Here is a 12359-nt window from a genome sequence, read left to right on the forward strand (position 1 = left end):
GACCCGCCCGACTGCGGATTTTGCGCACAGGGTCGTGGATCCGCCGACCCGACTACCCTCAACGCAGAAACCCGCCCGGCCGTCGCGAGCAGCCCTCACGTCTCACTCGGCACGGCCGTGAGAAGGTCATGCCCATGACTCAACTCAGCGGCAAGGTCGCGTTGGTGACGGGCGCGTCGGCGGGGCTGGGCGCGGCGGTCGCGCAGCTGTTCGCCGAACGCGGGGCGACGGTGTTCGGGATCGCGCGTGACGCCGAGCGCATGGCGTCGGTGTTCGAGGCCGTACCCGGAGGGCGGTTCGCGTCGGTCGACGTGACATCGCCGGCGGCGTGCCGCGACGCCGTCGCGCAGTGCGTCGCCGAGTTCGGCCGGCTCGACGTGCTGGCCAATGTCGCGGGCTTTCACCAGATGCGGCACACCACGTCGATGACCGACGACGACTGGGACCGCGATCTCGCGGTGAACCTCAACGGCCCGTTCTACCTGTGCCGCGCGGCGCTGCCGCACCTGTTGGAGTCCGGCGGCAACATCGTCAACGTCGCGTCGATCGCCGGCGTGGAGGGCGAGGTGTACTCGGCGGGCTACTGCGCGGCCAAGCACGGCCTGATCGGGCTGACCCGCGCGTTGGCCGTCGAGTACACCAAGGACAAGATCCGGGTGAACGCCGTGTGCCCGGGCGGTATGCCGACCGCGCAGACCACCGAGTTCACCGCGCCTGAGAACGCCGACTGGGACCTGATCATGCGCATCGCTTCGCCGCGCGGGTTCATGGACACCGTCGACGTGGCCAAGACCATCGCGTTTCTGGCCAGCGACGACGCGGCCGCGATCCACGGCGCGGTGTACCGCGTCGACAACGGAAAAGGCGCCGGCTGACAGATGATTTCGGTGCGTTACCTGTCGCTCGCCGACTGGGAGCGCCTCGAAATCACAGCAACTTGTGCTCGATCACAGCGGTCATGCGAGGTTTGCGCCAGCTGCCGGTGACCTTCTCGATCCGCACACCCATCTCTCCCTTGGCGATCTCGAGCGTGCCGATCTGGTTGCGGAAGTGCGGCTGCGTCACCGGCCGCCAGCGCAGCCGCGGCGTGCCCACATCGACGGTCCTGGCCAGTAGCGAGCCGACCTTCTCGGCGACCCGTGTGTGCCCGAGCCGCAACACCACCCGCTCCACCGCCGACGGTTCCTTGCGCAAACCCGAGCACACCACCTGCCACACTTTGGTCTTCGCGGGTGGGGCGTCGTCGGGCAGCGAGACCTCGTCGACCCAGCAGTGGTGCACGTCGCCGCCGAACAACACGATGGAGTCGGGCGCGCGTCCGCGCTTGCCGCTGACCGTCTCGAAGACCAGATCCTCGAACTTGCGGTAGCTGTCCTGGAAGCACGCCCAGTGGTCGAGGTTCGCGGCGATGCGCACCTTCTCCCCCACCGCGCACATCCGTCGGCCCCACGCCCCGTCGGTGACCGCTTCGGACCACGCCTCGATGTGGTGCATCCCGTAGGGCAGCAGGATCGGCAGCGAGCTGGCGAACAGCAGGTGCTCGTACTCGCCGTCGACGTGGGCGGTGATCCAGTCCCACTCCTGGTCGGTCATGATCTTGCGCTGCCCGGGCCGCAGCTGACGCCCGGTGCGGGCATCGGCGACGATCAACCGCGTCGAACCCAGATCCCGACACATGCTGAAATGCGAAGCGCCGTCGTCTTTTTCGGCCATGTGCGCGAGCTCCCGAATTGGCTCGGCGCCGCAGCGGCTGGCGGTGACCTGCTGGAACGTGTCATCCTTGGCCAGTTCGTCCGGCGACATGTTGCCCAGATGCTGGTAGATCCAGTACGCCATCAACCCGCCGATGATGCGAGTCTGGTACCAGTCGGTCTTGCGCATCTCCTCGAGCCACGCCTGCGAGGTGTTCCACTTGTCGTTGATCTCGTGGTCGTCGAACATCATCGACGACGGCACCGTCGAGAGCATCCAGCGCACCACCGGATCGCTCCACGCGTCCCAGTAGCCGATGCAGTACTCCTCGAAGTCCTCGAGGACCTCGACCGGGCCGTTGGCGTGCACTTCGCGTTCGGCCACAAGATCTTTGATCGTGTCGTTGACCTGGTCGGCGTAGAGCTGATCGCCCATCATGAGCAGCGCGTCCGGCCACGTCGCCGACGGCTGGCGCAGCATCCGCAGACCGAAAGTGCGCAGCACGTCGATGCCCTGACCCTTGGGGTGCCACCAGTGCTGGTGGGTGTAGGGCGGGTGGTGCGGAGCCGACGCGCGGCAGGAGCCGAAGAGCAACCGCAGCGACCCGTCGCGGGGCATCAGCCGGATCCGCGGCGCGGGGAACTCGTAATCCGGCGGCGGCCAGGCGGTGTGGCCGTCGAGGTGGACCTCGTACGGGTGCTCGCGGTCGGGGTCAAGATCGGTGATGCACACAATCGCGAAGTGGTGCCCCTCGACCTCGAAGGTCAGGGCGCTGCTGCCGAGAACCTCAACCTCGCAGGGCTTGTCGGTCTCGACCCAGACGGTCGCGTCAGTCGTGCCGACGTGCCGGAGCAGGGGCCCCACGCGAACTTCTGGCATCGCCCCATCATGCATCAGTTATTGACGCCCGCGCACCCCCGGGGGGCCTACCAATCCGGAGGCTGCTGGAGTACCCGACTACGCTAGGCCGGCCCTCCGGCGGCGGACACCATTTGCGTTGTCACACAAATCGTGGATTCCGAACAACGGTATCCACCATCCGAGAGGGGAATCCGATGGCCCGATTATTGCAGGGCAACGTGCGCGTCGAGGGCGTCGACCACGAAGACTTCACCGCCAACGAGCATCCGACCGACAAACTGCGCAACTTCCAGATCGTGCTGGAGCCGGGACAACCGGAGCAGAACATCCAGATCGAGCCGGTCAAGTGGGGCGGGGAATGCCGCGTCGAGGTCGAGTTGAACGCCCGGCCGGTCGATGCGAGCACCGCCAAGCTGTCCGGCGAGGCCCGCTTCTACGAAGGCGGCTCCGAACAGACCGACGAGCTCGAGGACACCCAGTCCATCGACTTCACGGTGCCCCGCACCCTCGGAGCCAGCCCGCCTCGCCAGCACCACGTGAGCCTGCGCAACACCGTGTTACTCGGAGCAGAAGACACAGCTGATGTGTTCCTCACCGTGTCGAATCGGCTCATCGAAACCGACGACGAATAACCAACGACAGCAATGAAAGACAGGACTACGGCCATGGCACGCCTACTGACGGGAAAGATCACCGTTCACGGAACCGACCACGAAGACTTCGGAGCAAATGAACATCCCACCGACAACGTCCGACAGGTCGGACCGCTGATCATGCATCCCGGGCAGGGCTTCATCGACCTGGGTAAACCAACGGTGTCATGGGGCGGTGAGTGTCGCGTCGAGGTCGATCTGGAAGCGCACCTGACCGATCTCAACGACGCGATCCGCGTTCATGGATGGGCATACTTCTTCGAAGGCGCTTCAGAGCACACCAACGAACTCGAGGACCACAGAGAGTTCGACTTCCACGTCAACCGGACGACCGGCACTTCTCCGGAGACCACGTTCTCGGTGCCGTTGCGCAACAGCACCGTGGTCGGCGCCGAAGATCACGCCGAGGTGTTCTTCGCGTTGAGCAATCGGATCGTCGAAGAGGAGTGACCCCGAAGCGATTTCGGCGTACCCGGTTGCGCTGACCGCAACCGGCTACGCCGAAATCACGCGTGCGCTCAGTGCTCGGGCCGGCGACGGCCGAGGAAGAACGCCAAGCCGATCGCGCCGAATCCGAGTGTGCCGATCACGCCGGCCGCCACCATCAGGAAGATGTCGCGTCCGCTCAGACCGGCCGACGAAGCCTCGTCGGAGGCCAGCCGCAGCCGGTAGTCGCCGGGCAGCGGGCCCTCGGCCGGCTCGCTCAGACCCGGGAACTGCTGGGTCTTGCGGATCTCGAACTGCCGCTCACCGCCGGCGGTCTGGGTCCACTCACCCCAGGCCGGGGTCGCGCCGTCGAGCAGCACCTTGCGGCCGCCGTAGACGGGATCCTGGCCGACATCGACGATCTGACGCACCCGGAACGGCTCGTAGCGGGCGTTCGAGTAGTTCACCAGCACCGGCACGTTGTCGTAGCGCAGCACCGGCGGCGGGGGCGACGGCAACGGCAGCCCGGCACCCGGGAAGTAACCGCCGCCGAAGAAGCTGCCGACCGCGATGCTCGTCGCCGCCTGCGCGAAGTCGATCGCCGCGTTGATCGGGGCGAGCACCGCGGCGGTGAAGCTGTACGCCGCGAACTGCGCCACCTCGAGCACCATCCGCGCCAGCGGCGGGATGTACACGATGCGCGGGCGCATGTCGTAGACGTAGACGATGCGCACCGGATCCCGGAACGGGTTCATCAGCACCGGCCGGTAGTACTCGTCGTACTCGATCCAGTCGGGCCGCCACTGCCGCACGTTCGAGACCAACTCGAAGTCACGGTCGCGCTTGGCGTCGATCTCGGCGCGGGCGCTGGCGCTGGCCTCGTTGCCGTTGAGGCCCAGCGTCAGATCCACCGATTCCTTGAACGCGTCGATGTCCTGCTCGGGGGCCGGTGCGACCTCGGGCTCGAAGATCGGCTCGGCCTTCTTGGCCAGCTCGATGTCCTCGGCCGGCGCCTCGAGTGTCTCCGGGGCGAGGGTCTCGATCTCCTTGGCCGCCTGCTCGATCGACACGGTCGGGGTGTCGGACTGCTCGCTGCCTTCTTCGGCGGACTCGCTGGTCTCCGATTCGCCGCTCTCGCGCGCGGCGCTGGTCTCGCTGGTCTCGGTGCCGCTGGCCGGGGTCTCCGAGGCGCTGGTCTCGGTGCCGCTGGCCGGGGTCTCCTTCTCCGACGAGCTCTCGGTGGCCGGCGCCAGTGCGGCCGACGACTCGGGGCTCGCGGTGGGCTCGTCGGCAGCCGCGGACGTCGTCGCCGGAGCGCTGGTCGCGGCCGTCGTCGACGGTGCGGCTGTGGTCGACGGTGCGCGTTCGGCGGTGGTCGACGGCTCGGCGGTCGGGGTGGCCGGTTCGGCGGTCTCCACCGCGGTGGAGGTCTGCGGTGCCGGAGCCCGGGTCGGCGCCTGAGTCTGCGGCGCCTGGGTCTGCGGGGCCTGGGTCTGCGGGGCGGGCTCGGGCTCGACGACGACGGGTACCTGCGGGGCCACCTGCGACGGTGGCGCGGCGGGCGTTGCCGGCGCGGCGGGCGTTGCCGGCGCGGCGGGCGTTGCCGGCTCAGCGGTGGGAGCCTCGACTGTCTGCTCGGGCTCGGGGGCACTGACCTCGGGTTCCGGGGCGACGGTCGTCACGACGTCGTCGGAGTCCGGCTGCGCGACGGCCGGCGACAGACCGGCGGTCAGCGCGGTCAACGAGATCACGACTCCGGACGCCAGAACCGCGACGCCGTTCTTGTAAAGCGGTGCACCCATCGTGCACGACTCCCTTCTCATCCGTGGCGCTCAGCGCCACTCCCCCGACCTGCGACAGACCTGCCTGGTACGGGTGCCCGAAGGTGGCCCGGTTCCAGTCTCAGAAGGTTCATCGCTGGGCTGGCTCAGGTGTTACAGCCAGACGCTCACTCTAAGGTTTGCGCTTGCGCGTGCCGCCGATCACGAGCGCCACACCGACCAGCGCGATGATCGGCCCGAGTACCGACCAGGTCGTGGTGTTGCTCATCGGGCTGCCGCCGACCACGCCGAACCCCTGCAGCGCGAACAGCAGACCGAACAACGCGACGACCACTCCGACGAAGACGATGGCGAATCTCATGGCTCCACCTTCTCCCGTCGGGCGACAGAAGTCACCGGCGACGGGACAGATACTTCTGGTACGCCTGCGCGGCGGCGGCGAGTTCGGGTCGCGCGTCGAGCACCGGTTGCATCTTCTGGCGCGCCTCTTCGCGCTTGTAGGGCAGGAACTCGGTCGGGAAGTCGCCCTCGTGCGGCTGGTAGTCGCGCAGCACGCGGCGCGCGACGGTGGCCTTGTGCACCTCGTCGACGCCGTCGGCGATGCCCATCGTCGGCGCCGCGGCGTACATCGCCTGGATCGGGGTCAGATCGGTGGTGCCCAGCGACCCGAGGATGTGCAGGGCGTTGAACGAGACCTCGCGCAGCACCTTGGCCATCGTGAACTTGACCGCCGCGATTTCGGTGCGCGCTTCCTGGGTGGAGGTGTTGTCGATCTTCCACGCGGTCTCGAGCACGAACAGCCGCAGCATCTTGATCATCGCGTAGGACTCGGCGATCTTCTCCTGCACCATCTGGTGCTCGGCGATCACCTTGCCGTGCGACTGGCGGCTCAGCGCGCGCTCGCACATCATGTCGAACGCCAGGGTGCACTGCGCGATCGTGCGCATCGCATGGTGAATGCGCCCGCCACCGAGTCGCCTCTGCGCCAACACTTTTGCGCCGTCCTCGGGACCGAGCAGATGGTCGAGCGGCACCCGCACGTCGCGGTAGACGATGTGGTTGTGGTTGCGCGGTTCCGGTTTGATCTCCACGCCCGGGGTCTTGCGGGGCACCACGAACATCCCGTTGGTGCACATCACGAACAGGATGTCGGCGACGCGGCCCGCCGAGGTGAACCATTTCTCGCCGTTGATCACCCATTCGTCGCCGTCGCGCACGGCGTGGGTCTTGAACAGGTTGGGGTCGCTTCCGCCCTGCGGTTCGGTCATCGAGTACGCCGAGAACATGTCCTGGTTGAGCAGCGGGGTGAGCCAGCGCTGTTTCTGCTCCTCGGTGCCGTAGGCCGCGAGCATCTCCATGTTCCCGGTGTCCGGCGCCGACGCCCCGAACATCTGCGGGGCCCCGGGGTAGCGCCCGATGATTTCGTTGAGCAATCCGAGCTTGAGCTGACCGAAGCCGGGCCCGCCGAGGTCCTTGTCGAGGAAGATCGCCCACAGTCCCTGGTCTTTGACCTCCTGCTGCAGTTCGCGCACGTAGGCCTTGACCGCGGGATCCGGCGAGCGCACCGCGTGCGGGAAGACGTGGTCGAGCGGGGCGACCTTCTCTTCGCAGAACTTCCTGACCCAGTCGAGTTTGCGCTGCCATTCCGGTTCGGTACTGAAATCCCAAGCCATGCAGGTCTCCTCGGCTCCTAGTATTGGCGGGCGCGGCGCTCGCCCGGCGCCACGCTATCGGGGGCAGGAGGAGCGATGTCGGTGATCGCCGCGATTCGGCGCGCCGCGACCGTCGTCGTGGTAGCGATCGCGCTCGCGTCCTGCGCGACGCCCGCCGGGCCGCCCCCACCCCCCGCGTCGGCCCCGCCGGCGTCGTCGGCACCACCGGCTGCACCGCCCCCGCCGCCGATCCGCCGTGAACTGGCGACCGACCCGGCGCAGATCGCCGACGGCCTGGTCGAAGACGAACGCGCACTGCGAGATCCGGCGTCGTCGGAGGAGCTGCTCACCGCCGCTGCGCACCGTCAGCAGGCGGCCTACCGGGCGATCGGACGGCATCGTGAGTGGGATGCGGTCGTGCGGCCGCGGATCCTGCCCGAGCTGCTGGATTTCTACGACGGCAATGTCAGCGCGCGACGGCACCTGACCGCGCTCAGCGAGGGCACCGAACAGGACACCGTGCCTGCGTGGCGGATCGTCGACCCGACGCCTGCCGACGAGCTGCTCGGCCACTACCGCGAGGCGCAGACCGCGTCGGGCGTGCCCTGGAACTATCTGGCAGCGATCAACTTCATCGAGACGGCTTTCGGGCGCATCGCCGGCGTGAGCACGGCCGGCGCGCAGGGGCCGATGCAGTTCCTACCGTCGACGTTCGCGGCATACGGCGAGGGTGGGGACATCAACTCACCGCGCGACGCGATCATGGCCGCCGGCCGCTACCTCGCCGCCAACGGCTTCGCCCGCGACCCCGACCATGCGCTGTTTAGGTACAACAATTCGTACCACTATGTGCGCGCGGTCAGCGGTTACGCTGCGTTGATGGCCGCCGATCCCGCCGCGTTCCCGGCTTATCACCGCTGGCAGGTGTACTACAAGACGACCATCGGTGATCTGCTCTTGCCCGTCGGCTACTTCGCGCAGACGCGAATTCCGGTTGAGCAGTACCTGGCCTCCCGGCCGCCGCGTTGACACGCCATACTTCGGCGATTCCGGCAAACGGGCAGCCGAGTGGGCGTAATTTGCGGGACAGCATATTTCCGCGCGGCGCGGTCGGGCCGCTGCGTGAGCCGAAAGGACATCGTCATGGGCTATGCCAGGTATATCGGTCGGGTCGGAGCGCTGGCGGTCACGCTCGGGGTCGGCGTCGCGGTGGCCAGCACTCCGGGGATCGCTTATGCCGATGAGACCGGGTCGTCGCCGTCAGCAAGTGGCTCGACGACGTCGACTTCGACCGGCGGCGGGTCGCCGACGGGCGCGGAGGGTGGCACAGCAGGTACCGGGACCAACGGCGACGACGACGATGATGCCGGCACCGAGGCGACGGACCCGTCGGACACCGAAGAGGACGACGACGAAGTAGAACCCGCCGAGGATCAAGAAGACGCCGACCTGGGCGACGACGAACTCGCGGATGGCGAACTGGACGACGTCGACGAGGACGACGAAGGCTCCGGCGACGAGCAGCAACAAGAGCCCCCGGCCGCACCCGACCAGACCTCCGAGACCGGCAAGAACGACGACAGCCCGGCCGGCAACGACGACGGCGTTCAGCAGCAGGACTCCGCCGCCACGAACGCAGCCGTCACCGCCGAGAGCAACGACCCGGCTCCGGTCGGCGACGACGCCACCGAGTCCGAGTCCAAGCCCGAGCTGTCGCTGATGTCGTTCACGAGCACGGACGGGCCGGAGACCTTCGACAGCGCGGCCGCGTTCCGCACCGCCGCGACGACCACTACCACCACCACGCCGGTGACCGCGCCGGTGCCGCAGCCGCTCGAGGTGCTGGTGCAGCTGGTGAACGACGTGGTCACGGCGATCTTCCAGCCGTTCCTGGGCCCGGGCAACTGGTCACCGTTCAACTCGTCGTTGCTCACGGGCATGTTGTCGTTGGTGCGCAACGAGTTCGACCGGATCTCGAACCGCCGCCCATCGCAGTACTCGGTCACCCAGATCGCCGGTCCGTCGCTGCTCGCCGATTCCAACCCGAACGTGTTGGTGATCGGCGTGGACGGGACGAACCTGAGCCGGATCCTGGCCGACGACTACAACCAGAACTTCTTCGCGTTGATGGACGACGGCACCACGGCGGCCTCGAGCATCGTCGGGCACACCACGCTGTCGAACCCGTCGTGGACGTCGATCCTGACCGGCGCGTGGGGCGAGAAGACCGGTGTCATCAACAACATCTGGACACCGTGGACCTACGACAAGTTCCCGACGGTGTTCACGCTGTTGGAGAACCACAACCCCGACATCGACACGACCAACATCGCGAACTGGGACGTTATCAACGCGATCGCGGGCACGGGTGAGCGCTACGTGGACACCAACATCTTCGTTCCGCACCTGCCGAACGATCCGTACTGGGATGCCACCGACGACGCGATCGGCCAAGCCACCGTCGACGCGATCGCGGCGACCGCGACGGGCAAGCCGACGTTCATGTTCAGCTACTTCGTCGGTGTCGACGAGAACGGCCACGCCTACGGCGGCGCGTCCGAGGAATACAAGCTGTCCATCCGCAACGTGAACGACAACCTCGGCGCCATTCTCCAAGCGATCGAGGACTGGGAGACCGCGAACCCCGACGAGGGCGAGTGGACGGTCATCGTCGTCACCGACCACGGCCACCAACCGCAGCGCGGCTTCGGGCACGGCTTCCAAACACCCAGCGAGACCGCGACATTCGTGATCGCGTCCGGGCCGGACTTCAAGGACGGGTGGGTGAACCCGGAGTATGAGATCGTCGATACCACGCCGACGGTGCTGACGCTGTTCGGGGCGCCGGTGCCCGGCTACAGCGACGGCGTCTCGCTGACGTCGCTGGCCGGCAGCGACGAGGATCCCGTCGATCTGCACCAGGCGCTGCAGGACATGATCGCCACGAACACCAACCCCGGACTCATCACCACGGTGGCGCTGGGGACGCGCACGATCTTCTCGTCGATCCCGTACTTCATCATGGACTTCACCACCGGGACGCCGTTCGCGATCCTCGGCGACATCCTTTACGTGCCGACGAACTTCGTGGCGCAGATCGTCGCGCTGCTGACCGGTGTCCACGGCGCCCGGATCTTCCCGATCCTGCCGCCGCCGGCGCCGACGTGGCCGCCGGACACCGAGCAGCAGCAGCAGGCGACAGTGCTGGTGCTGAACTGCCGAACAGCAGGTGTGGCGGACGAAAACGCCTGCGGTGCGGGGAGCGTCGCCTGACGTAGCCTCCGCTGACTACGCTGGGGCGATGCGCGAGACACTTGCGATCGCCGGTGTGCTGGTGCTGCTCGCGGGGTGCGGCCCGGCGGAGGCGCAGCCCGACCGCGGCACCGCGGACGTTCGCGAGACCCGGCCGGGCCCGATCGCACACCTGGCCGACGTGCGGGTGGGCGTGCACGAGAACTTCGACCGACTGGTGCTGGAGTTCACCGACCGGGTGCCGGGTTACACGGTCGGATACCGGGCGCTGCCGGCTCATCAGGATGCCTCCGGCCACGAGATTCCGCTGCCCGGCGCCGACGCGATGGTGCAGGTGACACTGAACCCGGCGACGGCGAGCGGATGGACGGACGGCGAACGAACCTATTTCGGGCCGTCGACGGTGAGCGCGGACACGACGACCGTGACCGAGGTGAGCGAGGGGGGCGATTTCGAAGCGGTGCTGACGTGGGTGACAGGACTGCGGCAGCAGGTGCCGTTCGGCGTGTCGGTGCTCGACGGTCCGCCCCGCCTGGTGGTGGACTTCGGCTGAATGGGGCTGTCGTCATTCCGGTCCGCGCGGGCCCGTGATGCGTACGTCGCGCGCTACGACGAATCGCTGTCGGCCAGCAGCGTCCCGATCACGGAATCGGACGTGCCGACGTCGTTCGGACGAACCCATGTGCTGACCGCCGGCGATCGTTCGAAGCCACCGCTGGTCGCGCTGCACGGGTCGTCGAGCAGTGCCACGGCGTGGGTGCCGAATCTGCCTGTCCTCACCGCGACCCACTGTGTGACGATGGTCGACGCAATCGACGAGGTGGGCAAAAGCGTAGCGTCCAGGCCGACGACCAAAAGCGCCGATCTGGTCCGGTGGCTCGACGATGTGTTGTGCGCGTGCGAAATTCAGCGGTCGGCGTTCATCGGCGCGTCGCGCGGGGCGTGGATCGCGACGCATTACGCGTCGGCGCACCCGGAGCGGGTGGAGCGCCTCGCACTGTTGAGCCCGGTCGGGATCGCGTGCGGGACGAGCCCGCGGTTTCTGATTCACGGCCTGACGACCATCGGGGTGTGGCCGACGGAGCGGCGGGTGTGGTCGATGCTCGAATCGCTGGTCACACCCGCGACCCGCAGTGCGCTGCGCCAGCCGCCGTGGAGGATGCTCAATGATCAGTTCGTCGCGGGCGCACTGTATTTCAAGACGTCGATGTCGAATCCGCAGCCGCGGCCGTGGCCGCTGCACAGCGACTGCGATCTGAGACCGATTGCGTCCGCCCGGATCCCGGTCCTAGTGGTCATCGGTGAGCAGGAAACGGCGAACGACGGACCGAAGTCGGCCGCCCGGCTGCGCAGGCAATTGCCGCAGGCGCGGATCGAGTTCGTGGCGGACGCGGGCCACGGGCTGGCCCAGGACCGACCGGAGGTGGTCGACAAGCTGCTGGGCGAGTTCCTCAGCTGACTTCGAGCCGCAGGAGAACTCATTTCAGCAAACCCGATGGACAACGTTGACGGCCTAGTTAGTATTTGCCCTCGTGGGCAGATTCGCGTCGTCGATGAGTGGTTCGGTAGTGGCAGTGGCGCTGGGCGCGGTCGCCACGGGCCTGGCGAGTGCACACCCGATGAGCCTCGATGCACCTCTGAGGCAGAGCTCCGATTGCGACTCGAACTACTCCGGGTGCGTTCCCGTCGCCAGCGATGTGGATTGTGCAGGCGGCAGCGGGAACGGTCCCGAGTACGTGGCAGGTCCCATCACCGTGATCGGTGACGACATCTACGAACTCGACCGCGACGGCGATGGGACCGCGTGTGACAGCTGACCGCCCGCGCTGTTGACGTCGCGTAGGCGCGGACCGGGCGACAGCTTTATCGTTTCGCGCGTCAATTTACGTTGCCAGGTCCTGTGTTGCTGTTACTGTTCGACAGCCGGGCAACTTTGCCCTGTGACACGGGGGCCTGTCGCCAGCCAGCGTTCCCTTTGCCCTGGAGGCGGGACACAGTGGTCGATACGAACGCAGCCTGTTCAGAGTTCCCATCACCGGTTC

At 67.4% G+C, this 12359-nt stretch carries 12 protein-coding genes; 8 read left to right on the forward strand and 4 right to left on the reverse strand.

Annotated features, from left to right (window positions below):
• The first annotated feature begins 134 nt into the window (after positions 1-134).
• Positions 135-875: an SDR family NAD(P)-dependent oxidoreductase gene (locus BHQ18_RS06930; protein WP_069412858.1), complete on the forward strand. Its 741-nt coding sequence runs from the start codon at positions 135-137 to the stop codon at positions 873-875.
• Positions 876-927: 52 nt separating this feature from the next.
• Here the strand turns inward: BHQ18_RS06930 and BHQ18_RS06935 are convergent, their stop codons facing one another.
• Complete coding sequence (locus tag BHQ18_RS06935; protein ID WP_084293922.1) at positions 928-2586, reverse strand: DUF7800 domain-containing protein; 1659 nt, start codon at positions 2584-2586, stop codon at positions 928-930.
• Between the two features lie 161 nt (positions 2587-2747).
• Here BHQ18_RS06935 and BHQ18_RS06940 point away from each other — a divergent pair, with 161 nt between their 5' ends.
• On the forward strand, positions 2748-3185 hold the full coding sequence (locus tag BHQ18_RS06940; protein WP_069412860.1) for a hypothetical protein: 438 nt from the start codon (positions 2748-2750) through the stop codon (positions 3183-3185).
• 33 nt (positions 3186-3218) lie between these two features.
• The gene (locus BHQ18_RS06945) at positions 3219-3656 is read left to right on the forward strand and encodes a hypothetical protein (RefSeq protein ID WP_069412861.1); all 438 of its coding nucleotides are present in this window, start codon (positions 3219-3221) and stop codon (positions 3654-3656) included.
• A 68-nt stretch (positions 3657-3724) separates the two neighbouring features.
• Here the strand turns inward: BHQ18_RS06945 and BHQ18_RS06950 are convergent, their stop codons facing one another.
• The 3 genes from BHQ18_RS06950 to BHQ18_RS06960 all read right to left on the reverse strand — a co-directional run bounded on the left by BHQ18_RS06950 (position 3725) and on the right by BHQ18_RS06960 (position 7086).
• Positions 3725-5434: a hypothetical protein gene (locus tag BHQ18_RS06950; RefSeq protein ID WP_069412862.1), complete on the reverse strand. Its 1710-nt coding sequence runs from the start codon at positions 5432-5434 to the stop codon at positions 3725-3727.
• 151 nt (positions 5435-5585) lie between these two features.
• Positions 5586-5774: a hypothetical protein gene (locus BHQ18_RS06955; RefSeq protein WP_069412863.1), complete on the reverse strand. Its 189-nt coding sequence runs from the start codon at positions 5772-5774 to the stop codon at positions 5586-5588.
• A gap of 31 nt (positions 5775-5805) precedes the next feature.
• Entirely contained in the window at positions 5806-7086 is a 1281-nt protein-coding gene (locus BHQ18_RS06960) for an acyl-CoA dehydrogenase family protein (RefSeq protein ID WP_069412864.1), read from the reverse strand.
• A gap of 75 nt (positions 7087-7161) precedes the next feature.
• On the opposite strand from BHQ18_RS06960, the gene BHQ18_RS06965 reads away from it, so the two are divergent.
• The 5 genes from BHQ18_RS06965 to BHQ18_RS06985 all read left to right on the forward strand — a co-directional run bounded on the left by BHQ18_RS06965 (position 7162) and on the right by BHQ18_RS06985 (position 12134).
• On the forward strand, positions 7162-8094 hold the full coding sequence (locus BHQ18_RS06965) for a lytic transglycosylase domain-containing protein (protein WP_069412865.1): 933 nt from the start codon (positions 7162-7164) through the stop codon (positions 8092-8094).
• Between the two features lie 114 nt (positions 8095-8208).
• Positions 8209-10338 (forward strand): alkaline phosphatase family protein, encoded by a 2130-nt coding sequence (locus BHQ18_RS06970; RefSeq protein WP_069412866.1) that lies wholly within the window; start codon positions 8209-8211, stop codon positions 10336-10338.
• Between the two features lie 28 nt (positions 10339-10366).
• Positions 10367-10870 carry an AMIN-like domain-containing (lipo)protein gene (locus BHQ18_RS06975; protein WP_069412867.1) on the forward strand — a complete coding sequence of 168 codons (504 nt, stop codon included), beginning with the start codon at positions 10367-10369 and terminating at the stop codon, positions 10868-10870.
• Positions 10871-11776 (forward strand): alpha/beta fold hydrolase, encoded by a 906-nt coding sequence (locus BHQ18_RS06980; RefSeq protein WP_069412868.1) that lies wholly within the window; start codon positions 10871-10873, stop codon positions 11774-11776. It abuts the gene before it with no gap.
• Between the two features lie 94 nt (positions 11777-11870).
• Positions 11871-12134, forward strand: coding sequence for an excalibur domain-containing protein (locus BHQ18_RS06985; protein ID WP_069413031.1), 264 nt, complete (start codon positions 11871-11873; stop codon positions 12132-12134).
• The last annotated feature ends 225 nt before the right edge of the window (positions 12135-12359 follow it).

It is taken from the genome of Mycolicibacterium flavescens, assembly GCF_001722335.1.
GTDB lineage: Bacteria > Actinomycetota > Actinomycetes > Mycobacteriales > Mycobacteriaceae > Mycobacterium > Mycobacterium flavescens.

Bases quoted from the DNA above. Each gene is read 5' to 3' on its own strand.
- BHQ18_RS06930 (WP_069412858.1), top strand. From the start codon at position 135: ATGACTCAACTCAGCGGCAAGGTCGCGTTGGTGACGGGCGCGTCGGCG.
- BHQ18_RS06935 (WP_084293922.1), bottom strand. From the start codon at position 2,586: ATGCATGATGGGGCGATGCCAGAAGTTCGCGTGGGGCCCCTGCTCCGG.
- BHQ18_RS06940 (WP_069412860.1), top strand. From the start codon at position 2,748: ATGGCCCGATTATTGCAGGGCAACGTGCGCGTCGAGGGCGTCGACCAC.
- BHQ18_RS06945 (WP_069412861.1), top strand. From the start codon at position 3,219: ATGGCACGCCTACTGACGGGAAAGATCACCGTTCACGGAACCGACCAC.
- BHQ18_RS06950 (WP_069412862.1), bottom strand. From the start codon at position 5,434: ATGGGTGCACCGCTTTACAAGAACGGCGTCGCGGTTCTGGCGTCCGGA.
- BHQ18_RS06955 (WP_069412863.1), bottom strand. From the start codon at position 5,774: ATGAGATTCGCCATCGTCTTCGTCGGAGTGGTCGTCGCGTTGTTCGGT.
- BHQ18_RS06960 (WP_069412864.1), bottom strand. From the start codon at position 7,086: ATGGCTTGGGATTTCAGTACCGAACCGGAATGGCAGCGCAAACTCGAC.
- BHQ18_RS06965 (WP_069412865.1), top strand. From the start codon at position 7,162: ATGTCGGTGATCGCCGCGATTCGGCGCGCCGCGACCGTCGTCGTGGTA.
- BHQ18_RS06970 (WP_069412866.1), top strand. From the start codon at position 8,209: ATGGGCTATGCCAGGTATATCGGTCGGGTCGGAGCGCTGGCGGTCACG.
- BHQ18_RS06975 (WP_069412867.1), top strand. From the start codon at position 10,367: ATGCGCGAGACACTTGCGATCGCCGGTGTGCTGGTGCTGCTCGCGGGG.
- BHQ18_RS06980 (WP_069412868.1), top strand. From the start codon at position 10,871: ATGGGGCTGTCGTCATTCCGGTCCGCGCGGGCCCGTGATGCGTACGTC.
- BHQ18_RS06985 (WP_069413031.1), top strand. From the start codon at position 11,871: ATGAGTGGTTCGGTAGTGGCAGTGGCGCTGGGCGCGGTCGCCACGGGC.